General features: G+C 68.0%; 24 protein-coding genes. 16 read left to right on the forward strand and 8 right to left on the reverse strand.

What is annotated here, in order from left to right:
* Nucleotides 1-34: 34 nt before the first annotated feature.
* On the forward strand, nucleotides 35-796 hold the full coding sequence (gene ppk2, locus OVA11_RS01145; protein WP_268065667.1) for a polyphosphate kinase 2: 762 nt from the start codon (nucleotides 35-37) through the stop codon (nucleotides 794-796).
* A gap of 136 nt (nucleotides 797-932) precedes the next feature.
* Here ppk2 and OVA11_RS01150 read toward each other — a convergent pair whose 3' ends face one another.
* Together OVA11_RS01150 and OVA11_RS01155 are read right to left on the reverse strand one after the other, a co-directional pair.
* Nucleotides 933-1319, reverse strand: a complete 387-nt coding sequence (locus tag OVA11_RS01150; protein WP_268065669.1) for an iron chaperone — start codon at nucleotides 1317-1319, stop codon at nucleotides 933-935.
* Between the two features lie 66 nt (nucleotides 1320-1385).
* Nucleotides 1386-2900: a S10 family peptidase gene (locus OVA11_RS01155; RefSeq protein ID WP_268065671.1), complete on the reverse strand. Its 1515-nt coding sequence runs from the start codon at nucleotides 2898-2900 to the stop codon at nucleotides 1386-1388.
* A gap of 100 nt (nucleotides 2901-3000) precedes the next feature.
* Here OVA11_RS01155 and OVA11_RS01160 point away from each other — a divergent pair, with 100 nt between their 5' ends.
* On the forward strand, nucleotides 3001-4806 hold the full coding sequence (locus tag OVA11_RS01160) for a DUF4153 domain-containing protein (RefSeq protein WP_268065673.1): 1806 nt from the start codon (nucleotides 3001-3003) through the stop codon (nucleotides 4804-4806).
* Here OVA11_RS01160 and OVA11_RS01165 read toward each other — a convergent pair.
* From OVA11_RS01165 to OVA11_RS01175, 3 genes are all read right to left on the reverse strand, one after another.
* Entirely contained in the window at nucleotides 4803-6596 is a 1794-nt protein-coding gene (locus OVA11_RS01165; RefSeq protein ID WP_268065675.1) for an ABC transporter ATP-binding protein, read from the reverse strand. The genes OVA11_RS01160 and OVA11_RS01165 overlap by 4 nt on opposite strands.
* Before the next feature lie 37 nt (nucleotides 6597-6633).
* Nucleotides 6634-6927, reverse strand: coding sequence for a DUF454 family protein (locus OVA11_RS01170; protein WP_268065677.1), 294 nt, complete (start codon nucleotides 6925-6927; stop codon nucleotides 6634-6636).
* 69 nt (nucleotides 6928-6996) lie between these two features.
* Complete coding sequence (locus OVA11_RS01175; protein ID WP_268065679.1) at nucleotides 6997-7254, reverse strand: hypothetical protein; 258 nt, start codon at nucleotides 7252-7254, stop codon at nucleotides 6997-6999.
* Between the two features lie 129 nt (nucleotides 7255-7383).
* On the opposite strand from OVA11_RS01175, the gene ubiA reads away from it, so the two are divergent.
* The 4 genes from ubiA to OVA11_RS01195 all read left to right on the forward strand — a co-directional run bounded on the left by ubiA (nucleotide 7384) and on the right by OVA11_RS01195 (nucleotide 10471).
* A complete protein-coding gene (gene ubiA, locus OVA11_RS01180) occupies nucleotides 7384-8331 on the forward strand; it encodes a 4-hydroxybenzoate octaprenyltransferase (protein ID WP_268065680.1) in 948 nt (315 codons plus the stop codon).
* A gap of 110 nt (nucleotides 8332-8441) precedes the next feature.
* A complete protein-coding gene (locus tag OVA11_RS01185) occupies nucleotides 8442-9389 on the forward strand; it encodes a fatty acid desaturase family protein (RefSeq protein ID WP_268065681.1) in 948 nt (315 codons plus the stop codon).
* A gap of 24 nt (nucleotides 9390-9413) precedes the next feature.
* Complete coding sequence (locus OVA11_RS01190) at nucleotides 9414-10073, forward strand: class I SAM-dependent methyltransferase (protein WP_268065682.1); 660 nt, start codon at nucleotides 9414-9416, stop codon at nucleotides 10071-10073.
* A 44-nt stretch (nucleotides 10074-10117) separates the two neighbouring features.
* Nucleotides 10118-10471, forward strand: a complete 354-nt coding sequence (locus OVA11_RS01195) for a VOC family protein (protein WP_268065683.1) — start codon at nucleotides 10118-10120, stop codon at nucleotides 10469-10471.
* A gap of 10 nt (nucleotides 10472-10481) precedes the next feature.
* Here the strand turns inward: OVA11_RS01195 and OVA11_RS01200 are convergent, their stop codons facing one another.
* A complete protein-coding gene (locus OVA11_RS01200) occupies nucleotides 10482-11351 on the reverse strand; it encodes an NAD(P)H-binding protein (RefSeq protein WP_268065684.1) in 870 nt (289 codons plus the stop codon).
* A 29-nt stretch (nucleotides 11352-11380) separates the two neighbouring features.
* Here OVA11_RS01200 and OVA11_RS01205 point away from each other — a divergent pair, with 29 nt between their 5' ends.
* The 4 genes from OVA11_RS01205 to OVA11_RS01220 are packed head-to-tail and all read left to right on the forward strand — an operon-like array spanning nucleotide 11381 to nucleotide 13577.
* Nucleotides 11381-11743 (forward strand): MmcQ/YjbR family DNA-binding protein, encoded by a 363-nt coding sequence (locus OVA11_RS01205; protein ID WP_268065685.1) that lies wholly within the window; start codon nucleotides 11381-11383, stop codon nucleotides 11741-11743.
* A complete protein-coding gene (locus OVA11_RS01210) occupies nucleotides 11740-12396 on the forward strand; it encodes a Pr6Pr family membrane protein (RefSeq protein WP_268065686.1) in 657 nt (218 codons plus the stop codon). The genes OVA11_RS01205 and OVA11_RS01210 overlap by 4 nt, the downstream gene beginning before the upstream one ends.
* Before the next feature lie 20 nt (nucleotides 12397-12416).
* Nucleotides 12417-13256 carry an aldo/keto reductase gene (locus OVA11_RS01215; protein WP_268065687.1) on the forward strand — a complete coding sequence of 280 codons (840 nt, stop codon included), beginning with the start codon at nucleotides 12417-12419 and terminating at the stop codon, nucleotides 13254-13256.
* A 57-nt stretch (nucleotides 13257-13313) separates the two neighbouring features.
* Nucleotides 13314-13577, forward strand: coding sequence for a hypothetical protein (locus tag OVA11_RS01220; protein WP_268065688.1), 264 nt, complete (start codon nucleotides 13314-13316; stop codon nucleotides 13575-13577).
* A 4-nt stretch (nucleotides 13578-13581) separates the two neighbouring features.
* Here the strand turns inward: OVA11_RS01220 and OVA11_RS01225 are convergent, their stop codons facing one another.
* A complete protein-coding gene (locus OVA11_RS01225) occupies nucleotides 13582-13797 on the reverse strand; it encodes a DUF4287 domain-containing protein (protein ID WP_268065689.1) in 216 nt (71 codons plus the stop codon).
* 175 nt (nucleotides 13798-13972) lie between these two features.
* On the opposite strand from OVA11_RS01225, the gene OVA11_RS01230 reads away from it, so the two are divergent.
* The 6 genes from OVA11_RS01230 (at nucleotide 13973) to OVA11_RS01255 (ending at nucleotide 19515) form a co-directional block, all read left to right on the forward strand.
* Entirely contained in the window at nucleotides 13973-15247 is a 1275-nt protein-coding gene (locus OVA11_RS01230; RefSeq protein ID WP_268065690.1) for a glutamate-5-semialdehyde dehydrogenase, read from the forward strand.
* Nucleotides 15213-15863, forward strand: coding sequence for a nicotinate-nucleotide adenylyltransferase (locus OVA11_RS01235; RefSeq protein ID WP_268065691.1), 651 nt, complete (start codon nucleotides 15213-15215; stop codon nucleotides 15861-15863). The genes OVA11_RS01230 and OVA11_RS01235 overlap by 35 nt, the downstream gene beginning before the upstream one ends.
* A 120-nt stretch (nucleotides 15864-15983) precedes the next feature.
* Nucleotides 15984-16415 carry a ribosome silencing factor gene (gene rsfS / locus OVA11_RS01240; protein WP_024265955.1) on the forward strand — a complete coding sequence of 144 codons (432 nt, stop codon included), beginning with the start codon at nucleotides 15984-15986 and terminating at the stop codon, nucleotides 16413-16415.
* Between the two features lie 55 nt (nucleotides 16416-16470).
* Nucleotides 16471-16935, forward strand: a complete 465-nt coding sequence (rlmH, locus tag OVA11_RS01245; protein WP_268065692.1) for a 23S rRNA (pseudouridine(1915)-N(3))-methyltransferase RlmH — start codon at nucleotides 16471-16473, stop codon at nucleotides 16933-16935.
* A 16-nt stretch (nucleotides 16936-16951) separates the two neighbouring features.
* The gene (locus tag OVA11_RS01250; protein ID WP_268065693.1) at nucleotides 16952-18007 is read left to right on the forward strand and encodes a murein hydrolase activator EnvC family protein; all 1056 of its coding nucleotides are present in this window, start codon (nucleotides 16952-16954) and stop codon (nucleotides 18005-18007) included.
* 113 nt (nucleotides 18008-18120) lie between these two features.
* On the forward strand, nucleotides 18121-19515 hold the full coding sequence (locus OVA11_RS01255) for a S41 family peptidase (RefSeq protein WP_268065694.1): 1395 nt from the start codon (nucleotides 18121-18123) through the stop codon (nucleotides 19513-19515).
* 84 nt (nucleotides 19516-19599) lie between these two features.
* Here the strand turns inward: OVA11_RS01255 and OVA11_RS01260 are convergent, their stop codons facing one another.
* Complete coding sequence (locus OVA11_RS01260) at nucleotides 19600-22002, reverse strand: TonB-dependent receptor (protein ID WP_268065695.1); 2403 nt, start codon at nucleotides 22000-22002, stop codon at nucleotides 19600-19602.
* Nucleotides 22003-22110 lie beyond the last annotated feature (108 nt).

The following is a 22110-nucleotide window of genomic DNA, read 5'->3' on the forward strand; positions in this document are numbered from 1 at the left end:
GACAAATAGGGATTTTCGAGGGTAGGCTCGCCGGATGAGCAAGTCCGACGACGACGAGGCCGAACTCGTCCAGCTGCAGCTGGCGCTGATCGCCCTGCAGAAAAAGGCCATCAAGGACGGCGACAAGATCCTCGTGGTCTTCGAGGGCCGCGACGCCGCCGGCAAGGACGGCGTGATCGCGAGGATCACCGAGCACCTGTCGCGGCGCGCCACCACGGTGGTGGCCCTGCCCAAGCCCACCGACCGCGAGCGCAGCGAGTGGTACTTCCAGCGCTATGTCGAATGGCTGCCGGCCTGCGGCGAGGCGGTTCTGTTCAACCGCTCCTGGTACAATCGGGCGGGCGTCGAGCGGGTGATGGAGTTCTCGACGCCGCAGCAGCAGGAACAGTTCCTGCGCGACGTCCCGGCCTTCGAGCGGATGCTGGTTGAGAACGGCCTGCGCTATGTAAAGTTCTGGTTGGACATCAGCCGCGAGGAGCAGGCCAAGCGCCTGAAGTCCCGCCGCGAAGACCCGCTCAAGGCCTTCAAGACCAGCCCTCTGGACGCCGTCGCCCAGGAGAAGTGGGACGACTACACCAAGGCCCGCGACGAGATGCTGATGCGCACCCACAGCGACATCGCGCCCTGGATCTGCGTCCGCGCCGACCACAAGAAGGCCGCGCGGCTCAATGTGATCCGCTGGCTGCTGCATGCGGCGGGCGACAAGAAGATCGCCAAGGGCGTGGCCAAGCCCGATCCGGACGTGATCTTCCCGTTCGAGCCGGCGGCGCTGGAGGACGGCCGGCTGGCGCGGTAGCTGCTCCCCCTCCGTCACGGCGCCTATCGGCGCGGCGCCACCTCCCCCGCGATGCGGGTGAGGAGGACGCAATCCTCTCCTGCCCCGCTTGCGGGGGAGGTGGCGCGCGGCGCAGCCGCGTGACGGAGGGGGTGTTCTAGGCCTTCCTCTTCCGCGCCTTCCGCTCCGCGGCGACCTCCGCGTTCCGCGCCACCCGATAGCGGACGATGTCTTCCACCAGATCCGGCGGCAGCGGCGCGTTCGGCTGGAAGCGGATCGTACCCTTGGCGGTCTCGAAGCCGGCCAGGCGCTCGGCGAACACGTCCATCACCGCACCGGGATAGAACGCGCAGTGCTTGGCCGCCGCGCCGAAGTGCGCAAGGTTCCCGTTCAGCTTGAAAGTCGGCAGGCCATAGCTGATCGCCTCGACGGCCTCTGGCGCGGCCGCGCGAATCTGGCCGCGCAACGTCTCCAAGGCCGCGCGCTGATCGGCGGGCAGCTTGGCCAGATAGTCGTCAACGGATGCGGCGGGGGGCTTCATCATCGATCACTTCTCTGTGGAATGGACGGAGGACGTTTGGCGAAGCGCCCCGCCGACACCACGCCTCGACTATTTCGCGCCGTACAGGGCCATCACGTCCTTGCGGAACGCGGCCCCGCTGTCGGGGCGGCTGTAGAACATGTGGCCGCCTGCATAGTTGGACAGGATCACGCGGCCTTGGGCCGTCGCCGGCATGGCGTCGACGATCAGGCGCGAGGCGAAGAACGGGCACGACAGGTCGTTGTAGCCGTGCACGATCAGCACCTTCAGCTTGGGATCGACCGAGACGATCTTGCGCAGGTCGGTGACCGACTCGGTGTCGGGGCCGCGGCCGCGGTCCCATTGGCCGTTGACCTTGTAGGACAGCGCCTCATAGCGGGCCTCGGGCTTCCATCCGACGACGCGGGTGGTGAAGTCGACGATCGCGCTGGTGGTCGGGGCGATGATCGCGTCGAGGATCGGGTCGTTGACCTCCTGCTCCGGCGCGAACGGGAAGGGATCCAGCGAGGTGACGTTGCTGTCGTAGCGGCTGCCCAAGCGCCCCTTGTCACGGAAAACCTCGCGCAAGAACGACTGAGTCTCCAGGCGACCGCCCACGCGGCGGACATAGGTCGGATCCAGGCCGGTCATGGCCGAGACCTTGGCTGTCAGGCGATCTAGCGCGGCGGGGTCGGAGCCCCTCATCAGGTCGACCATGTACTCGCCGCGCGTATAGTCCTCGACCGCCTTGATGCTCTCGGGCGTGAGTTTACCGTCGCGCTCCAGCTTGGCCGCCGCGATCGACGGCAGGGTCCACATGGCCGGCAGCGGCGAGATCTCCTGCGAGACCCGGCCGGCGCTGGTCAGCAGCGGCGAGACCAGCACCACGCCCTTCACCGCCACGCCGAGATCGGTTTGCAGGGTATAGGCCAGGCGCGGCCCCCGGAAGCCGCCATAGCTTTCGCCCACCAGATACTTCGGCGCGGTCAGGCGATCGGTCTTGACCAGATAGTCGAAGACGATCCGCGACAGGTAGTCGATGTCCTGCTTGACGCCATAGAAGCGCTTCTTGGTCTCGTCCTCATTGACCAGGGAGCGCGAGAAGCCGGTGCCAACGGGGTCGATGAAGACGAGGTCTGTGAAATCCAGCCACGAGGCCGGATTGTCGTCCAGCTTGCTGAAGTCCGAAGGACTGTCGCCCTCGGCGCCGAACTGCACGCGCTTGGGACCCAGGGCGAAGTTCAGATAGACGCTGGCCGCGCCCGGACCGCCGTTGAAGGCGAAGGTGATCGGACGCTTGGGATCGCGCGGACCGTCCAGGGTGTAGGCGGTGTAGACCACCTCGGCGATCTTCTTGCCCTTCTCGTCGCGCACCGGCAGGGCGCCGACCGTGGCGGTATAGGCCAGGGCCTTGCCGGCGAGGACGGTCGTCTGCTTGACCGACTTCTCGGCGGGGAACGCGGGCAGGTCCGACGCCGACTTTTCGGCCGCGGGCTTGTCGCCGCCCTTGTCCTGAGCGAAGGCGGCCGGAGCGAACGCGCCCGGACCCGACAGAGCCGCGACGGCGACCAGGGCCAGCAGACCCGACCGGAAAGACTGTTTCATCGATACCCCTCCACTGAGGGCGAAATTGCTACGGCAAGCCGGAAAGCTTCACAACCTGGCGCCAACGTGATCGTGTGGGCGCAAACGGGAGGACCTCGCCATGGACGTCAGGCGATCGCGCGACGCCGCCATTCTTCGGCTGGCCATCGGCCTGGCCCAGGGGATCGCGCTCTTCCTGCTGCAGAAGGCTGACGAGTCGAAGACCTGGCCCGCCACCCAGCCGATGCTGTATGCGCCGGTGCTGGTCTGCGTGCTGATGATCCCGCTGCTGCCGCTGGCGGCGCTGTCGGCGATGCGGCGCACGAACCTCTTGATCTGGACCGCGGTCGCCACCGTCGTCACGGCGATCCTGGCCGTCCACGCCGCCTGGGTCGGCGCCGCCCCCGACCGGATCGGGGCCAGCCCGCTGTCGCCGCCGCTGTTCCTGGCGACCGCCGCCATGCTGTTCATCGCCCACCACCTGGTCCAGCCCGCCGACGCGGCCGGCAAGCCGGTCGCGCCCTATGAGGCCTATTTCGACCTGACCTGGACCAACGGCGTGCGGCTGGCGCTGTCGCTGGCCTTCACCGGCGCCTTCTGGCTGCTGCTGTTCCTGGCTGCGGCCCTGTTCAAGCTGATCGGGATCGAGGCCATCGGCAAGCTGATCGGCGAGACCGCCTTCGCCTTCCCGGCCACGGGCCTGATGTTCGCCGCCGCCGTCCACATGGCCGTACAGCTGACCGAGGCGCGCGCGGGCCTGGTGCGCGGCGCCCTGACGGTCGGTTTGACCCTGCTGGGCTGGCTGTTGCCGCTGATGGTGCTGATCGGTGGCGGGTTCCTGGCCACCCTGCCCTTCACGGGCCTAGCGCCGCTCTGGGGCACCAAGGCCGCCACCGCCCTTTTGCTGTCAGCGGCCGCCGCCCTGATCCTGCTGATCAACGCCGCCTACCAGGACGGCGAAGAGCCGCCCCACCTGATCCCGCGCCTCGCGGCGCGCATCGCGGGCCTGTTGCTGATTCCGATCGTGATCCTGGCCGGCTACGCCCTGTGGCTGCGGATCGACCAGTACGGCCTGACGCCCGAGCGGGTCATCGCCGGCGTCTTCCTGCTGGTCGCCATCGGCTTCACGATCGGCTACGCGCTCGCGGCCGTAAAGCCCGGCCCCTGGATGAAGCCGCTGGAGCGCACCAATCCGATCATGGCCGCCGTGTGCGTCCTGCTGCTGATCGCCCTCTTCACCCCGCTCGCCGACCCGGCGCGACTGTCGGTGGCCAGCCAGGTTAAGCGGCTGGCGGTCGGCAAGGTCATGGCGGACAAGTTCGACTACGCCTTCCTGCGGTTTGACGCGGGGCGCTATGGGCGCGAGGCGCTCGAAGGACTGAAGGCGAGCGCCAATCCCGAGATCGCCAAGCGGGCCGGCGAAGCGCTAGCGCCGGACTACAATCGCCCGTCTCGCGCCCCGGAGGCGCCGAAGAAGTTGGATCTCTCCAAGATCAAGGCCTATCCGACCGGCGCCAGGCTGCCCGACGACTTCGTCAGTCAGACTTGGGGCGAGGACACCGGCTCGATCTGTCTGATGTCTGGCTCGGAGTGCCCGGCCTTGGTGATGGATGTCGATAGCGATGGGACGGCCGACGTTTTGCTGGGCGCTGGCGGCGAATTCGACGTTTTCCAGAAACGCGACGGTCAGTGGCGCAAGACCGCCGTCGCCGACACCGCCTGCGAGTCGCCGAACATCGACGAAGCCTTGAAGGCCGGGGATTTCGCGATGATCGAGCCCAGCCCCCGCAAAGACCTTAGAATTGGCGGACAGAGCCTGTTGATCCGCCCCTCCGCGGCGGGTTGCCAGACCGCATCACCGGCCAAAGCGGATCGGCCGCAGGGGCCGCCAATCGCGCCGGGACCGCTAAGTTCGGCCCCCTTCTAACCCACCCCCGCGCTGATCGCGTTGAGCCGCGCATAGACCCCGCCCTTGGCGGTCAGCTCGGCGTGGCGGCCTTCCTCGACGACGCGGCCGCCCTGGAAGACGAGAATCCGGTCGGCGCCGCGCACCGTCGACAGGCGGTGGGCGATGACGATTGTCGTGCGGCCTTCCATCAGCGCCTCGGCGGCGGCCTGGACGTGGCCTTCGGTCTCGACGTCCAGCGACGAGGTCGCCTCGTCCAGGACGAGGATCGGCGCGTCGGCCAGAAAGGCGCGGGCGATGGCCACCCTTTGCCGCTCTCCACCCGACAGCTTGACGCCCCGCTCGCCGACCAGAGTGTCGTAGCCCTTGGGCAGGCGCAGGATGAACTCGTGGGCGCGGGCCTTGATGGCGGCGTCCTCGACCTCCTCGCGGGTGGCGTCCGGCTTGCCGTAGGCGATGTTCTCAAACAAGCTGCGGTGGAACAGGGCCGGGTCCTGCGGCACCACCGCGATGGCGCGGCGCAAGGACGCCTGCTTCACCGCCGACACGTCCTGGCCATCGATGACCACCGCCCCGTCCTGCAGGTCGTGCAGGCGCTGGATCAGCTTGACGAAGGTCGACTTGCCCGAGCCCGTCGGCCCGACCAGCGCCACCCGCTCGCCGGGGGCGATCTTCAGACTGAACCGGTCGTACAGCGGCGCCCCGGCCGCCTTGTAGCGGAAGGTCACGTCCTGGAATTCGATCGCGCCCGGTCCTGGCTGGAAGTCGGGGGCGTTCGGATCATCGGCGATCTGAGGCGCAAGCCGGGTCCAGGCGGCGACATCCTCGGTGTCGTCCAGGCCCTTTTGCAGCATGCGGATGTTTTCGCCGAGATTGCGCAGGTAGCCGCTCATCAGCATGAAGGCGGTGATGGCGAAGGCGACGTCGCCGGGCGTGGCCGTCCCCTTCGCCCAGCCCCAGACCATGGCCCCGGTCAGGCCGGCCTGCAGGACGACCAGCAGCAGGTTCTGGCCCAGCCATACGTCGGTAAAGCGGTTCCAGGTGACCATCACCGCCTCGCGCCACTGCGCCGTGACCTGCGCCAGACGCTCGGCCTCGCGGCTTTCGGCGCCGAAGCTCTTCACCGTCGGGTTGGAGGTGACCGCGTCCGCCAGGGCCCCGCCGATCTTGGAGTCCAGCGCGTTGGACTTGAGATTTGATGGCCGCACATAGCGCTCGGTGATGACGAGGTTCACCGTCAGATAGGCCGCCACCACGACCAGCGAGATCACGCCCGCCAGCGGCTGGCGCACCAGCATGGCGACCGACAGGCCGATCAGCACGATGAACCCCGGCCCCAGCCAGATGGTCACCGCGTCGGTGACGCTGTCATAGCCCCACATGGCGCGGGTGAGCTTGCGCACGGTGGCGCCGGCGAAGCTGTCGGCGTGCCAGTCCGACGAGAAGGCCTGCACCTTGGCGAAGCTCTCGTTGGTCATCTCCTCCATGTTCCGGGCCGCCAGCGGGATCCAGAACCGGTGGGCGATGTTGCGCACCACCGCGAAGGCGAAATAGACGCCGACAAAGATCGCCAGGGCCGACCAGGCCTGCCCATCGCCGCGCGGCTTAGTGGCCACGGTGTCGACGAGGTAGCCCGAGGCGTAGGGCAGCGCCAGATCGAAGGCCACCGCCACCAGGGTCAGGCCGACGCCCAGGCCAAACAGCACCGGCCGCCGCTTCCAGAACCGGGCGACGAAGCCCAGCACCTGGCGGTTGGACAGCGCGCGCTTCTTGGCGCCGGTCTCGTCTTCGTCCTCGAGGAAGTCGGTCATGGCGCGGGAGATAGGGCTTTTTGGCTGCCTATCCCACCTATGGGAGAGTTTTTCCTTTCCTGCGCCCGCCGCCGAACGGTCGCCAGCGCAGGAACCAGCGGATCGCGGGCCCCACCACCGGCACGCGCAGCATCGGGCGCACGGCGTGCGGGCGGGTTTTCAGGAAGCACAGCACCGCGCCGATCCAGAACACCGTCGTCGGCATGCCCGGCACCACCGCCCCGACCGCGCCGGTGGCCAGAAGCGCGCCGCCCATCCCGTCCAGCACCCAGCGCTCGACGCGGGTGAGGCGACGGCGGCGCGAACGGCGGTCCTGGACGGCGAAAGCCATGCGCCGATCCTCGCGCCCCGAGACCCCGCTGTCGAGAGGATTGAGAGCCGCTCGCAACACCTCCATCCCTTAAGCGAGGCTCAGACGCGGGGTCGCCTGGCGCGGCGCTTTGGCCAGACACCGCCGGATGCGCGGCCCAAACTTGGTCGCCGAGGTCAGGCGGGCGACCATCCCCGCGTCTCCGGCCTTCGCGAACAGCCGGGTCGCGGCCGTCCATAAGGCCGTGGTGACCGGGCGGGGCAGAACGATCCCGGCCACGCCGCCGGCCAGCAGCAGGCTCCAGGCCAGGATGCGGAGCACAGCGCCGGAAAGGGGTGACAGGGTCATGGCGAGAACTCCTCGGGCTACACCAAGACCTTCGCGCCGAGGGGCAAATAAATCCAATTGATCGTTTTTCGCAGAGACATCGATCTTCCCTATGGGACGAGCCCGCGCTCACGGGTTAAGCCTCGCCGCATGACCGCCGCCCAAAGCCCTCCTGGCGTCCTGCCCGACGCCGCCGCCACCAACTGGGTCGACCGCCACGCGCCCGAGCGCCTGCGGCCCTGGCTGAAGCTGGGCCGGTTCGACCGGCCGGTGGGGATCTGGCTGCTGATGCTGCCGGGCTGGCAGGGGATCGCCCTGGCCGCCGCCGAGCAGGGCCGCTGGCCCAATCCGCTGCTGCTGCTGGCGGTGTTCGTCGGCGCGGCCCTGATGCGGGCGGCCGGCTGCGCCTTCAACGACATCGTCGACCGCGACTTCGACGCCCAGGTGGCCCGCACGGCCATGCGCCCGATCCCGGCGGGGCTGATCAGCGTCAAGCAGGCCTGGCTGTTCGTCGTCGGCTGCTGCCTCGTCAGTTTCCTGATCCTGATTGGCCTGGGCTGGACCGCGATCCTGCTGGGCGTGCTGTCGCTCGCCCTCGTGGCCGCCTATCCCTTCATGAAGCGGATCACCTGGTGGCCGCAGGCGTGGCTGGGCCTGACCTTCAACTGGGGCGCCCTTCTGGGCTACGCCGCCGCCACCGGGCATCTGTCGTGGTCCGCCGCCCTGCTCTACGCCTCGGGCATCTTCTGGACCCTGGGCTATGACACGATCTACGCGATCCAGGACATCGAGGACGACGCCCTGGCGGGGATCAAGTCCTCGACCCGGCGGCTTGGCCAGCACGTCCAGATCGGCGTCGCGGGCTTCTATCTGGTCAGCTTCATCCTGCTGGTGATCGCCGGCTGGATCGGCGACATCGGCCCGCTGTTCCTGCCGCTGGCGGCGCTGTTCGCCCTGCACCTGTCGCGGCAGGCCGCCGCCGTGCGGATCGAGGATGGTCCCGGCGCGCTGAAGCTCTTCAAGTCGAACGCGCTGGCGGGGTTGCTGGTGTTCGTGGGGTTGGTGGCCGGGCTCTGGAAGCCGGGGGTCAGTTTCTAGAAAAGCCCCTTCCCCCTCACGGGGAAGGGGTTGGGGATGGGGGCGCCGGCGCGATGTCGTGACGTCGGGTCACGCTGTCGAGCCCAGGCGGACTGTGCGATGCTCGTCGCATGGCCGTTGCTCCGCGCGTCAAACCGCTGGACCTGTTCACGCCCGAGGAATGGACGCGGATTTCCGCGCGCTCGTCCTGGCGCGGCGTCTGGATGGTGGCCCACGCCTGGGGCGTGATCCTCGCCGCCGGGGCGCTGTTCGTGGCCTTTCCCAATCCGCTCACCTACGTGCTGGCCGTGATGCTGATCGGCGCGCGGCAGCTGGGCCTGGCGATCCTGATGCACGAGGCCGCGCATGGCGGGCTGCATCCCAATCTCAAGATCAACGACTGGCTGGGTGAATGGCTGTGCGCCGCGCCGGTCGGCGCCTCGCTGGCCGGCTATCGCCCCTATCACCTCAGCCATCACAAATACGCCCAGCAGGCCGAGGATCCTGACCTCGTCCTATCAGCGCCCTTCCCGACCACGCGGCGCTCGCTGCGCCGCAAGATGATCCGCGACCTGACCGGCCAGACCTTCTTCAAGCAGCGCTTCGGGCCTTTGCTCGGCAAGATGAAGGGCGATGCGCCGAAGGGCGCGATCTTCGCCGGCGAGATCGCGCGGCAAAGGCCGTTCCTGCTGTGGAACCTCGGCATCCTGGTCGCGCTCTCGGCCATGGGCCTGTGGTGGGCGTGGCTGGCGCTTTGGATCGTACCGATGGCCACCTGGTTCCCGCTGGTCACGCGCCTGCGCAACATCGCCGAGCACGCCCTGGTGGCCAAGGACGAGCCCGACCCGTTCCGCCACGCCCGCACCACGAACGCCAACTGGATCGAGCGCGCCCTGATTGCGCCCTACTACGTCAACTTCCACGCCGAACATCACATGTTCATGCACACCCCGTGCTGGAACCTGCCGTTGGCGCATCGGGTGCTGGAGAAGAAGGGCCTGACCCAGGGCATGCTGACCGCGCCGGGCTATCTGTCGGTGTTGAGGGCGGCGTCTAGCAAACCGGCGGTCGCCGCCTGACGCGCGGCATGCTCTAAGCGCGGGATGATCGTCCAGACCCTGGAGGGCCGCCGCGCCTTCATTCGCCAGAACACCCAGCTGCTGCACCCGCCGCACGCGCCGGAGCTGGCGCTGCATCTGGCCGACGAGGTCACGCCGCTGTGGAAGCTGACCGAGGATGCGCTGGAGGAGATCGGCCTGCCGCCACCGTTCTGGGCGTTCGCCTGGGCGGGCGGCCAGGCCCTGGCGCGCTACATCCTCGACCATCCCGAAACCGTGGCCGGCAAGACCGTCTTCGACTTCGCCACCGGCTCGGGCCTCGTGGCCATCGCGGCGATGAAGGCGGGGGCGGCGAGCGTGCTGGCCAATGACATCGACGTCTTCTGCGAGGCGGCTGTCACCCTGAACGCCGAAGCCAACGGCGTATCGGTCGCCTTCACCGAGGCCAATCTGCTGGGCGGCCCACCGCCGGAGGCCCAGGTCCTGCTGGCCGGCGACATCTGTTACGAGAAGCCCATGGCCGAGGCGGTGATGGACTGGCTGCGGCGCGGCCGCGCCCAGGGCTCGACGGTGCTGATCGGCGATCCGGGCCGCACCTACTTCCGCAAGGACGACCTCTTGAAACTGGCCGAGTATCAGGTCGAGACCACCCGCGAGCTGGAGGACATGGCCGTCAAGCGCACCAGCGTCTGGACTCTGCCCTGACGGCGAACTAGAACAATTCAGGAACATCCGGAGCTGAGACCACCATGCGCGAAGACGGCAAGATCGACTACATCGAGTGGCCCGGCGGCGACCTGCCGGCGACCAAGGCGTTCTATTCCGCCGCCTTCGGCTGGAGCTTCGTCGACTATGGCCCCGACTATGTGGCCTTTGAGGGCCAGGGCGCGGACGGCGGCTTCGCCAAGCCGCAGGAGGAGTCCAGCGACAGGCCGCTGGTCATCCTCTACGCCCACGACCTGGAGGCCATGCTGGACAAGGTCACCAAGGCCGGCGGCGTGATCACCGCGCCGATCTTCAGCTTCCCGGGCGGGCGTCGCTTTCACTTCACCGACCCGTCGGGCAACGAGTTGGGCGTCTGGAGCGCGACGGGGGTCGAATAGGCGGGCGCGGTCAGCGGGCCGAAAAGCGCGGATGGAAACGGCGCGGGCTCCAGCCAAAGTCCCGCGCCGCGTCCGACGAATCGAAGGTCAGGTCCTGGCCCATGCGGGTCCCCATGGCCGTCGTGGCGCCAGGATAGAACGGCTTGGCTAGGCGCATGAGCAGGCCAAACAGCCAGGTCGGCATCGGCAGGCTGCGGGGCGTCTTGCCCAAGCCCTCGAAGACGCGGTCGACCATCACGCGGTAGCTGACCGTCTCGCCGCCGACGAGCTCGTAGGCGCGGTTCGTGGCGGCCGGCGCATGGGCGGCGGCCAGGGCGCCGGCGGCCAGGTCTTCGGCGTGGACCGGCTGGCGCAGCCCCTCCCCCGCCCCCGACAGCGGCATCACATGGAACCGCCGCACCAGCCGGGCGATGCGGCTGACGTTCTCGTCGTAGCCTTCGTCATAGATCAGGGTGGGGCGCAGGATCGTCCAGGCGACGCCGTTGGCGACGCACCAGGCCTCGATCGCCTGTTCCGCCTCGGCCAGCGCCGCCGCCACAGCGCGTTCGGCCGCGACCGGCGAGTCGGTCTTGGTGAACCGGCTGGTCGAGGAGAAGGCGACCAAGCGCGCCATACCGCGCGCCTTCAGCGCCGGCAGGGCCGGCGGGAGGAGCCAGATCGGTGACAGGGAAAACACTGTCGCGGCCACCGGCAGACGCTCGGCGAGGTCCGGGTCCTTCAAGTCCCCGCCGATCCAGCAGGCGTCGCCCGACGGCGGGCGGCGGCTGAAGGCGACGGGGTCCAAGCCCTCATCCTTCAGGCGCGCCATCAGGTGGCGCCCGATCAGGCTGGTCGCGCCCAGCACCAGCACCGGCGTCTTCAGGGGGTTCTCAGCGTCCATTCGCCTCCTATAGTCCTGCGCGGGAGGGCTTGCCCATGACCTATGACGAGGTGCGCGCCTTTGCGTTGCGCCTGCCCGGCGTGAGCGACGGGACCAGCTATGGCCGGCCGTGCCTGAAGGCGCACGGCAAGTTCCTGACCCGCCTGTTCGAGGACGGCGAGAGCCTGGTCTGTCCGGCCGTGCCGTTCGACGAACGCGACATGCTGGTCGAGGCCGAACCCGACATCTTCCATTTCACCGACCACTTCCGGAACTACCCCTATGTTCTGGTCCGCCTGGCGCAGGCGCATCCGGGCACGGTCGAGCGGCTCTTGCTGCGCCAGTGGCGCGCCACAGCGCCCAAGTCGGTGCTAAAGGCCTGGGACGCAGACCATCCGACGGAGATTCGATGAAAGGCCCGCTCGCCCTTTGGCGCATCCCGATCGCGCTGGTCGCCTGCCTTGGCCCCGCCCTGCAGTACGGCCTGATGGTCTATGACGAGACCCTGGTGTCGGCGGCGGTGAAGTCGGTCGAGTTCTTCAGCTATTTCACGATCCTGACGAACCTGCTGGCCGCCGCGGCGCTCACCGCGCCCCTGGTCGCGCCCCAAAGCCGCTTCGCCGCCTGGGCCGAGCAAAGCGGTCCGCGCGCCGCGATCGCAACCTATCTGGCGATCACCGCCGTCGTCTATCACACCATGCTGGCCTCGCAGTGGGACCCGCAAGGCCTGCGCAAGGTCTCCGATACGATCCTGCACACCATCACCCCGATCGTCTTCCTGCTGGATGTGGCGCTGCGCGGCGGACAAGGCCCCGCGCGCTGGATCGTCGCCGCCAAGGCCATGGCCTTCCCGGCCCTGTTCGGGGTCTGGACGCTGCTCCACGGCGCCCTGACGAACTGGTATCCGTATCCGTTCATGAACGTCGCGAAGCGCGGCTATCCCCAGGTGCTGCTGACCATGGTCGAGATGAGCGTGGCCTTTGCGCTGGTCGCGCTGATCTTCATCGCCCTTTCGCGCGTTCGGGCCAGGGTGGCGCCCAGCCCCAGCGAGCCCCTATCCGCCTGACGCCCTTTTCGGAGCCTTCGATGTCCAAGCTTGTTCCCGCCGTCCGTTCAGGCGATGTCCTGGTGCCCGCCCTGGGCTTTGGCACCTGGCAGCTGGAGAACGGAACCGCGGTCCCCCTGGTCGAGAAGGCCCTGGAGATCGGCTACCGCCACATCGACACCGCCCAGATCTATGGCAACGAGCGCGATGTCGGCGCGGCGATCAGGAACAGCGGCGTCAAGCGCGACGAGATCTTCCTCACCACCAAGGTCTGGATCGACCAGTTCGCCGATGGTGATCTGCAGCGCTCGGCCGAGAAGAGCCTGGAAAAGCTGGGCGTCGATTACGTCGATCTTCTGCTGCTGCACTGGCCCAAGCCCGAGGTCCCCCTGGCCGAAACCCTGAAGGCCCTGAACGCGGTTCGCGCCAAGGGCTGGACCCGCGCGATCGGCCTGTCGAACTTCCCGTCGGCACAGCTGGAGGAAGCCGCCAAGCTGTCGGAGGCGCCAATCGCCACCGACCAGGTCGAGTATCACCCCTACCTGTCGCTCAAGACCCTGAAGGCCAAGGCCGACCAGCTGGGCGTCTCGATCACCGCCTGGTCGCCGCTGGCCCAGGGCAAGGTCGCGCAGGACCCTGTGCTGATCGAGATCGGCCGCGCCCACGGCAAGACGCCCGGCCAGGTCACCCTGCGCTGGATCATCCAGCAGGGGATCATCGCCATCCCCCGCACCAGCAATCCGGCCCGGATCGCCGAAAACTTCGACGTTCTCGATTTCGAGCTGTCCGACGCCGAGATGACCCGCATCCATGGCCTGGCTCGCCCGGAGGGTCGCCTCGGCGACTGGCTGGACAAGGCGTACCAGTGGGACGCTGACTAAGGGTGGCGCCTCGGCGCGATCCAAGCTCTTAATCGCCGCTCATTCGGAGACCACCCCATGCGCCTCGCCGTCGTCGCTCTCGCCGTCCTGACCCTCCCGGTCCTGTCGGCCTGCACCGAGAGCAAGCAAGCCCGGCGCGCGGCGACGTGGAACGACAAGCCGGCCGATATCGTCTGCTGGTCGTACGGGACCCAGACCTTCGCCGGCCGCTCGACCGGCAAGGTCGAGTATGACGAGGGCGGCCGCATCTCGTTCGTCGACGCCGCCAACGGGCGCTACACGACGGTCGAAGGCGAGTGCCGGATCGTCTACGCGAAGTAGGCGGCTATTTAAGGCCGTCCTCGGCCAGGGTGTAGGCCACGATCGCATTGGCGTGACCATGGCCCAAGCCATGCGCGCTTTTCAGCACGGCGACGAGATCCATGTGCTTGGCCGGATAGGCGTCGCGCACGATCTTCTGCCAGTGGGCGACCGGCTGTCCGTAGGTCTTCTCGATCGAGGGGAAGTAGGACGCCGGTCCCTTCACCTTGGTGTCGGACATGAAGTGCGCCTCCAGGTTAGGGCGACATTGATGCGCCACCCCGCGAACGCCGGCAACGGCGCAGACAGGACCGCCACTAAAACTCCCTCCGTTTTCAGACGAACGCGGTTTCATCCTGCCCTGAAAGGGCCTAGGTAAGCCTCAACCTGAGCATAACCTTCAGGACGGGGACGAGATGGACGACGCGGGCGCGAGCCTTCAGGCGATCATGGCGGGGATGGGCCGGACGGCCCGCGAAGGCGCGCGCGCGCTTCGTCTCGCCACGCCAGAGCAGCGCACAGCCGCCATCCAGGCCATGGCCGTCGCCATCCGCGAGGACGCCGACGCCATCCTCGTCGCCAACGCCAAGGATCTTGCCCGCGCCGAAGCCAACGGCGTCTCGGGTCCGATGCTGGACCGCCTGGCCCTGGACGCCGCCCGCCTGGAGGGCGTGGCCGCCGGGGTCGAGGCCGTGGCCGCCATCCCTGATCCCGTCGGCGTCGCCACCTCGCGCTGGACCCGGCCCAACGGCCTGGACATCGCCCGCGTGCGCACGCCGATCGGCGTGATCGCCATGATCTATGAGAGCCGCCCCAACGTGACCGCCGACGCCGCGGCGCTGTGCGTGCGCTCGGGCAATGCGGTGATCCTGCGCGGCGGGTCCGAGTGCATCCACTCCAACCTCGCCCTCCACGCCGCCATCGCGCGTGGTCTTAAGGCCGCCGGCCTGCCCGCCGCCGCCGTCCAGGCGGTGAAGACGCCGGATCGCGCCGCTGTCGGCATGATCCTGGCCGGGCTGGACAAGACCATCGACCTGATCATTCCGCGCGGCGGCAAGAGCCTGGTGGCCCGCGTCCAGGCCGAGGCCCGCGCCCCGGTGCTGGGCCACCTGGAAGGCCTCAACCACGTCTTCGTCCACGCCGCCGCCGACCTGAAGAAGGCCGTCGAGGTGGTGGTGAACGCCAAGCTGCGCCGTGTGTCGGTCTGCGGCTCCGCCGAGACCCTGCTGATCGACCAGGCGGCCGCCGACAAGCTTCTGCCGCCGATCGCCGACGCCCTGATCAAGGCCGGTTGCGAGCTGCGCGGCGACGCCGCCGCCCGCGCCATCGAGCCGACGATGAAAAAGGCCACGGTCGAGGACTGGACCACCGAATATCTCGCCCCGATCCTGTCGGTGGCCGTGGTCGACGGCGTGGCCGGCGCGGCGCGGCATATCGCCTCTTACGGCTCGGGCCACACCGACGCGATCATCACCGAGGACGCCGGCGCCGCCGAGGCCTTCATCGCCGAGGTCGACAGCGCCATCGTACTGGTCAACGCCTCGACCCAGTTCGCCGACGGCGGCGAGTTCGGCTTCGGCGCCGAGATCGGCATCGCCACCGACAAGCTTCACGCCCGCGGCCCGGTTGGGGCCGAGCAACTGACGACGTTCAAGTATGTGGTTCGCGGGACCGGCCAGACTCGTCCCTGAGGCCGGCCGGCCCAACGCCCAGCGTCTGGGGTTCCACCTGGAACCCGGGATGCGCGTCGGGCTGTTCGGCGGCAGCTTCAACCCGGCGCACGAGGGCCACGCCCACGTGGCCGAGACGGCCATGCGCCGTCTCGAGCTGGACCGTGTGATCTGGCTTGTGTCGCCGCAAAATCCGCTGAAGCCCTCGCACGAGACCCGTCCCGTCGCCGAGCGGATGGCCAACGCCCGCCGCTGGGCGCGCGGTTCGGGGATGATCGTCTCCGACGCCGAAACGCGGCTGGGCTCGCAATACACCATCGACACCCTGCGGGTGCTGCGGGCCCGCTATCCGGGCGTGAAGTTCGTCTGGGTGATGGGCGCCGACAGCCTGGCCAGCTTCCACCGCTGGCGCGGCTGGACCCAGATCATGCGTGAAGTGCCGGTGGCGGTGATCTCGCGGCCCTGGATCGCGCTGAAGGCCCGCACCTCGCCGGCCGCCCGCCGCTTCGCCTTCGCCCGCTGGCCGGCCAGCGCCGCCGCCCGCCTGCCGGACGCCAAGTCGCCGGCCTGGGTCTATCTGACGGGACCGCTGAATTTCGCCTCCTCGACAGCGATGCGGGCGCGGCAGAAGGGCTGATCAACGTTGCGCGAGGGCCTCGGACCGTCCGCAAATCAGCGTTTGGCCATCACCCCCTCACGTTTCGCCCAATTCCGTGCTATGAGAGCTATCCACAGCGACCCCATAAGGAGCAATCCGCTGCGTAGCGACCCCGCGCATAGTGCGCATGAAGGCCCGGCCGGCGCCGAGTCTTCGACTGAATCCCCCGGCCTGAGTCCGGTTCTCGACGTGAAGGCGCTGGAGCGCCTCATCCTCGACCGCCTTGACGACGACAAGGCCCAGGACATCGTCCACATCGACCTGACGGACAAGAGCTCGGTCGCCGACAGCCTGATTGTGGCGTCGGGCCGTTCGCACCGTCACGTCGGCGCCTTGGCCGACCACATCCTGCGCGCTCTGAAGGAAAACGGCTTCGGCAAGGCGCGGGTCGAAGGCCTGCCGCACTGCGACTGGGTGCTGATCGACGCCGGCGACGTCGTCGTCCACCTGTTCCGCCCCGAAGTGCGCAGCTTCTACAACATCGAGAAGATCTGGGCGGTCGACGCCCCGCACCGCACCGCGGCGAACTGATCTTGTCTTCGCTCGGCCGTCGCTCCCTCGCGAGTGACGGCCTAGAGCTATCGCGATGAAGATCACCATCCTCACCGTTGGAAAGCTCGGCCGCATGGTCGAGGCGCAGCTGGCTCTGGACTATGCGTCCCGGGCCACGTCCTCAGGCCGCGCCCTGGCGCTCGGCCCCGTGGACATTCTCGAGGTCGAGGCCAGAAAGCCTGGCAAGGCCGCCGAGGCCGAGGTGCTGCGCCCGCATCTGGAGGGCGCCTATGTCGTGGCGTGTGACGAGCACGGCAAGGCCTGGAAGAGCCGCGCCTTCGCCGATCACCTGGCCCGCCTGCGCGATGACGGCAACCGCCGCGTGGTGTTCCTGATCGGCGGGGCCGATGGTCTGGATCCCTCGATCCTATCGGCCGCCAACGAGACCATGGCCTTCGGCGTCCAGACCTGGCCGCACGCCCTGGCCCGCGCCATGCTGACCGAGCAGATCTATCGCGCCGCCACCATCCTGTCGGGCTCGCCCTATCACCGCGATTGAGGCAAGAGTTGCGGCGATGTCCCGCTCGCGACTCGTCTTGGCTTTCTGCGCCCTGATCCTGGCCGTTCCCACGGCCGTGGTCGGCTGGCAGCGCGCCGACGCCGCCTTCGAGGCCCGACGGGCTCGCGACCGCCAGATCGCCGCCGAGACCCGCCGCGAGATCCAGGACCTGCGGGCCGAGCTGGACCGGCTGGACCATGCCCGGATCGCCGCCGGCGTCGATGTCGACGCCAAGCGGGCCAGGCTCGAAGTCTTGAACGCGCGCGAGAACGCGATCCTGGCGGAGCTTGGGCGCAATAGGCAGCGGCTGTCGCTGCTGCTCTCGGCCTTGCAGATGTTTCGCCGCGACCCGCCGCCGGCCCTGCTGGTCTCGCCCGGCGACGCACGCGACGCGGTGCGGGCGGCCATCCTGATCCGCGCCATGACGCCCGAGCTCAAGCAGCGCGCCGACGCCTATGGCCGTCAGGCCGTCGCGATCGGCGCCCTGCGCCGCGAGGCGGCGGCCGCCTCGGCCGAGCTGTTCACCGCCGAAAGCGTCGTGGCCGATCGCAAGGGCGAGATCGAGCGGCTGATCATCGAGAAGACCGAGCTGGAGCGCGCCTACGCTCAAGAGACCCTGACCCAGGCCAACGAACTGAAGACCCTGGGCGCCTTGACCGATGGTCTCGGGAACGCCCAGCCCAGCGGCCCGCTCAGCCTGCGCCCCCCGGTCCAGGGCGCGATCGTCCGCCGGTTCGGCCAGGAAATGCCGGCTGGCGGCAAGTCGCCGGGCCTCACCCTTCGCCCCGAGAAGGGCGCGACCATCGCCGCGCCCGCCGGCGGGGTCGTCGAGTACGCCGGCGCGTTGAACGGCTGGGGGGCGGTGCTGATCCTGCGCGTGCAGGGGGCCTATCATGTCGTGCTGGCTGGCCTGGACCAGATCAACGTTTCGCCCGGACAATCTGTCGCGGCGGGCGCCCCGATCGGGAAGATGCCAGACCCTGTATCCTCCGAGCCGGAGCTCTATATGGAGGTGCGGGAGAACGGCGCGCCGTCCGATCCGGAGCGCTGGCTCAAACAGGAGTCGCGATAGTCGACTTTTTCAGTAATTGTGGCCGTAATTATACCTCCGGTCACGGACAGGGTTGGTCGGGGCTAAACACGGTTTGCGGCGCCGCGCGTCGCTAGGGAGCCTTCTGGGCCTTTATGCGCAAGTACCTGCTCATTGGCGTTTCGGCCTTCGTCCTCGGCGCGGGAACGATGGCCTATATCAGTCCCATCGCCCAGGCGAACAACGCCCCGAAGGCCCAGACCTACAAGCTGCTGGAGCTGTTCGGCGACGTGCTCGGCACGGTCGAGGACCAGTATGTCACCGAGGTCGACGACAAGAAGCTGATCGAAGCGGCGCTGGACGGCATGCTGACCAGTCTGGACCCGCACTCGGGCTATCTGTCGCCCGACAGCTACGAGGACATGCAGGACACCACGCGCGGCGAGTACGGCGGGCTTGGCCTGGAGGTCACCAGCGAAGAGGGCGTGGTCAAGGTGATCTCGCCTATGGACGGCACCCCCGCCTCGCGCGCCGGCATCCAGGCGGGTGACTACATCACCGCCGTCAACGGCCAGAGCGTGCTGGGCCTGACGGTCAACGAAGCCGTCAAGCAGATGCGCGGCACGGCCGGCGAGGCCGTCACCCTGACCATTGCGCGCGACAAGACCGATCCGTTCGACGTCAAGCTGGTGCGCGAGGTGATCAAGCCCAAGGCCGCCATCGCCCGTATGGAGGGCGACTATGGCTATGTCCGCCTGCCCGGCTTCAACGAAAAGGCCACCGACGCCCTGGCCAGCTCGGTCAACGAACTGAAGTCCAAGAATCCGAAGATGAAGGGCCTGATCCTGGATCTGCGGAACAATCCGGGCGGCCTGCTGGATCAGGCGGTCGGCGTGGCCGACGTGTTCCTAGACGGCGGTGAGGTGGTCAGCCAGCGCGGTCGCGACCCGCGCAATATCCAGCGCTACAACGCCCGTGGCGGCGACATGCTGAACGGCCTGCCGATGGTCGTGCTGATCAACCAGGGCTCGGCCTCGGCGGCCGAAATCGTGGCCGGCGCGCTGCAGGACCGCAAGCGCGCCGAAGTCGTGGGCCTGACCAGCTTCGGCAAGGGCTCGGTCCAGACGGTCATTCCGCTGCGTGGCGGCGCCGACGGCGCGCTGAAGCTGACCACGGCGCGCTACTTCACGCCCTCGGGCCGCTCGATCCAGAAGACGGGTATCGCCCCCGACCTCGAGGTCGCCCAGACCCGCGACCAGGCCCAGGACATCGCCAACCGCGTATGGTTCAGCGAGGCCAGCTTCAAGAACGCGCTGAACGCCGACGAGGGCAAGACCCGGGTGGCCCCGCACGCGCCCGCCGAGGCCCCGCCGACGGGCTTCGACGACAAGAAGGGTGATTTCCAGCTGCAACGCGCCATCGCGGTGCTGCAGGCCGGCGGCGTGGCCAAGACGCCCAAGCTTCCCAAGCCGGCCGCCAAGGTCGCCGAGGTCACCGCCAAGGCCGCCGCCGCGGCGGGCGGCAAGACGCCGGTCACCGAGGTCAAGTAGGCGGCGACAGCTGGCCCAAGACCCTGAAACGTCAACGCCGCCCCGGGGCCCCGGGGCGGCGTTTTCGTTGTCGGAGCGCGCTTTCTAGAAGTCGGCCGAGATCGTGAACTGCACCGTCCTCGGCGGCGCGGGACGGAAGCTGGCGGCGGTGTTCACCGTCGTGTTGATCGTGCCCAGATAGTCCTTGTCGAGCAGGTTATCGATATTGACCCGCGCCTTGATCTGGCTGAACGGGCCGGCCGCGAAGCCGTCGCCGATGTCGATATAGGCGTTGACGATCGTATAGCCGCCAACCTTCTCGCTGTTGATGAAATTGGTGAAGCGGCTCTCCAGATGGCGAGCCGAGATGTTCATCAGAAGACCATCGAACGGCTCGACCGTCAGGCCGCCCTGGACGACCCAGTCGGGGAAGTCCGGCACCTTCTTGCCGGCGATGGCCAGGGTGGTGGCCGCCGCCGTGGCGCTGGCGCGGTAGTTCAGCACGTCGTCCTGGAACTTGGCGCTGTTGTACGAGACATTGGCGTTGAAATAGGCCTTGCCCGCCAGGAACTCCGGCTTCCACTGGCCGCTGAACTCGACGCCCTTGGCCTGCACCGCCCCGACGTTCTGGAAGAAGGTCTCGGTGATCCCGCCACCGCCCGGCACCGGAGCGGCGAACGACTGTAGACGGTTCTTGAACTCGGTCTGATAGGCCACGATCGAGGCGTTGAAGGTCTTGTGGTTGGCCCGATAGCCGAGCTCCCAGTTCGTCGAGGTCTCCGGGTCGGGACCCGCCACGGTCGGGCTGGCGGCCGAGAAGATGTCGTCGGCCCCGCGCGGCAGCGCCATGTTCTCCGAATAGGAAGCGAACACCTGGTCACGCCCCGTCAGGCTGTAGACCCCGCCGATCTGGGGCAGGAAGCTGTCCTTCCAGTTGTCCTTCAGCAGCGGACGGCGGCGGTTGATATAGTCGTTGGGATTGCGATAGCCCGAGATCTTGTAGTCGATGTCGGTGGCCTTGAAGCCGATCTCCAGCTTCAGCTTGGCGTCCAGAAGCGTCAGGGTGTCCTTCAGGAAGAACTGCTTGGTCTCGCGCAGGGACGTGTAGTCGCGCTGGGCGTGGACCCGCTCGTTGAAGAGCGGCGCGCCGTCGGGGTTGCCGCCCTCGACATTGTAGCGGTTCTGGGTGCGGTGATAGTCGTCGTTCTCCAGCCAGAGGCCGGCCTCGATCTTGTTGAAGCCGACATGCCAGGCCAGCTTGGCGGTGACGCCCTGGCGGATGCCGTCGACGCCAGACAGGCCGTACTGAATGCCCTTCGGCGCAAAGAGGCCCGGCACGATCAGCCGCTGGGCGTTGTGACTGGCCAACGAGGTCGCATAGGCCTCGGGCGAAACCCCGTATCCGCCCTTGTCCTCGTAATAGGCCGTGGTGGTGAGGTCGAGGCTCTCGCCCAGCGGCGTGTTCAGCGTCAGGCCGTAGAGGTGGTCCTTCCGCTTGTTGATCGCGAACTTGTAGTACTGCGCATAGCCGGTGTTGGAGTACGGCACGCCCGCCACGGTTTCGGGGAGGCTGGCGGTGGGGATGGTGATCGCCGTGCCGAACGGAACCGAGGTCGGCGGCGCGCCCAGATAGGCGAAATAGCGCCCCTTGCGTCCGAAGAGATCGCCCGCAGTCCCCGCGTACTGCGCCTTGGTGATCGACGGGCTGTCGTAGTCGAAATAGTCGTTGTGCACGGTCTGGAAGGTGACGTCGCCGCCATTGGGCAGGTCGTACTTCAGCTTGCCCTCATAGTGCTTGCGGTCGATCGTGCCCGGGCCGCGCCACAGGTCGCCCTTGATCCACGAGCCGCTGACATAGCCCGATAGCGGCCCGACCTTGCCCATCTCGAGCCGCAAGAAGGTGCGGCGCAGGTCGTCGCTGCCGAAGGTCTGGCTGATCGCGCCCCCGGCTTCCTGCGACGGCGCCTGGGTGAAGTAGTCGACGATCGGACCCAGCGACGCATAGCTGGGCAGGGCCACGTCGCCGGCGCCGGAGGAGGCGGTCACCCGCAGCAGATTTTCGTTGTCGACATAGCGATAGATCGGGCTGCCTCCGAACTGGTCGCTGCGCCCCATCGGAATGTTATCGAGCAGGAAGCCGATCTGCTGGAAGTTGAAGGCCCGCACCGAGACCGAGTTGCCGAACTCGTACATGCCCAGGGCGTCATTGGCCTGGACGTTGAAGCCCGGCAGGCTCTCCAGCATCTTCAGGCCGGTGATGCCGGCAGGGGCCGACAGCAGAGCCTCGCGCGTGATCGAGACGGTCGCCGTGGCGCGGTCGGTGCCGATGGCGACGCTGGCCTCCGACAGACGCTTGCCGGTCACCACCACCGAGTCCACCTCGGCGGCCTTCTCCGCGTCCTGGGCGTAGGCGGAGGTCGCGCCGCCCAGCAGGGAGGCGGCCAGGAGGAGCGCTTTGAGGCGCGCGGTGTCGCGCGTAGGTTTGCGAGAGGTCATGACTATCCCCAATCATGTTGACCTGCTCAGCGTCACAAGGAGACAAATTCAGGTAAAGCCGCAATAAATAAAAACACGTAAAGGAAATTGCATCGTCAAAAGCTTACGCAACATCTGTTT

Source organism: Caulobacter sp. SL161, assembly GCF_026672375.1.
In the GTDB taxonomy this organism is placed as follows: domain Bacteria; phylum Pseudomonadota; class Alphaproteobacteria; order Caulobacterales; family Caulobacteraceae; genus Caulobacter.

What these genes read in the sequence shown, in the direction of transcription:
- ppk2 (WP_268065667.1), top strand. Translation starts at nt 35, where the DNA reads ATGAGCAAGTCCGACGACGACGAGGCCGAACTCGTCCAGCTGCAGCTG.
- OVA11_RS01150 (WP_268065669.1), bottom strand. Translation starts at nt 1,319, where the DNA reads ATGATGAAGCCCCCCGCCGCATCCGTTGACGACTATCTGGCCAAGCTG.
- OVA11_RS01155 (WP_268065671.1), bottom strand. Translation starts at nt 2,900, where the DNA reads ATGAAACAGTCTTTCCGGTCGGGTCTGCTGGCCCTGGTCGCCGTCGCG.
- OVA11_RS01160 (WP_268065673.1), top strand. Translation starts at nt 3,001, where the DNA reads ATGGACGTCAGGCGATCGCGCGACGCCGCCATTCTTCGGCTGGCCATC.
- OVA11_RS01165 (WP_268065675.1), bottom strand. Translation starts at nt 6,596, where the DNA reads ATGACCGACTTCCTCGAGGACGAAGACGAGACCGGCGCCAAGAAGCGC.
- OVA11_RS01170 (WP_268065677.1), bottom strand. Translation starts at nt 6,927, where the DNA reads ATGGCTTTCGCCGTCCAGGACCGCCGTTCGCGCCGCCGTCGCCTCACC.
- OVA11_RS01175 (WP_268065679.1), bottom strand. Translation starts at nt 7,254, where the DNA reads ATGACCCTGTCACCCCTTTCCGGCGCTGTGCTCCGCATCCTGGCCTGG.
- ubiA (WP_268065680.1), top strand. Translation starts at nt 7,384, where the DNA reads ATGACCGCCGCCCAAAGCCCTCCTGGCGTCCTGCCCGACGCCGCCGCC.
- OVA11_RS01185 (WP_268065681.1), top strand. Translation starts at nt 8,442, where the DNA reads ATGGCCGTTGCTCCGCGCGTCAAACCGCTGGACCTGTTCACGCCCGAG.
- OVA11_RS01190 (WP_268065682.1), top strand. Translation starts at nt 9,414, where the DNA reads ATGATCGTCCAGACCCTGGAGGGCCGCCGCGCCTTCATTCGCCAGAAC.
- OVA11_RS01195 (WP_268065683.1), top strand. Translation starts at nt 10,118, where the DNA reads ATGCGCGAAGACGGCAAGATCGACTACATCGAGTGGCCCGGCGGCGAC.
- OVA11_RS01200 (WP_268065684.1), bottom strand. Translation starts at nt 11,351, where the DNA reads ATGGACGCTGAGAACCCCCTGAAGACGCCGGTGCTGGTGCTGGGCGCG.
- OVA11_RS01210 (WP_268065686.1), top strand. Translation starts at nt 11,740, where the DNA reads ATGAAAGGCCCGCTCGCCCTTTGGCGCATCCCGATCGCGCTGGTCGCC.
- OVA11_RS01215 (WP_268065687.1), top strand. Translation starts at nt 12,417, where the DNA reads ATGTCCAAGCTTGTTCCCGCCGTCCGTTCAGGCGATGTCCTGGTGCCC.
- OVA11_RS01220 (WP_268065688.1), top strand. Translation starts at nt 13,314, where the DNA reads ATGCGCCTCGCCGTCGTCGCTCTCGCCGTCCTGACCCTCCCGGTCCTG.
- OVA11_RS01225 (WP_268065689.1), bottom strand. Translation starts at nt 13,797, where the DNA reads ATGTCCGACACCAAGGTGAAGGGACCGGCGTCCTACTTCCCCTCGATC.
- OVA11_RS01230 (WP_268065690.1), top strand. Translation starts at nt 13,973, where the DNA reads ATGGACGACGCGGGCGCGAGCCTTCAGGCGATCATGGCGGGGATGGGC.
- OVA11_RS01235 (WP_268065691.1), top strand. Translation starts at nt 15,213, where the DNA reads ATGTGGTTCGCGGGACCGGCCAGACTCGTCCCTGAGGCCGGCCGGCCC.
- rlmH (WP_268065692.1), top strand. Translation starts at nt 16,471, where the DNA reads ATGAAGATCACCATCCTCACCGTTGGAAAGCTCGGCCGCATGGTCGAG.
- OVA11_RS01250 (WP_268065693.1), top strand. Translation starts at nt 16,952, where the DNA reads ATGTCCCGCTCGCGACTCGTCTTGGCTTTCTGCGCCCTGATCCTGGCC.
- OVA11_RS01255 (WP_268065694.1), top strand. Translation starts at nt 18,121, where the DNA reads ATGCGCAAGTACCTGCTCATTGGCGTTTCGGCCTTCGTCCTCGGCGCG.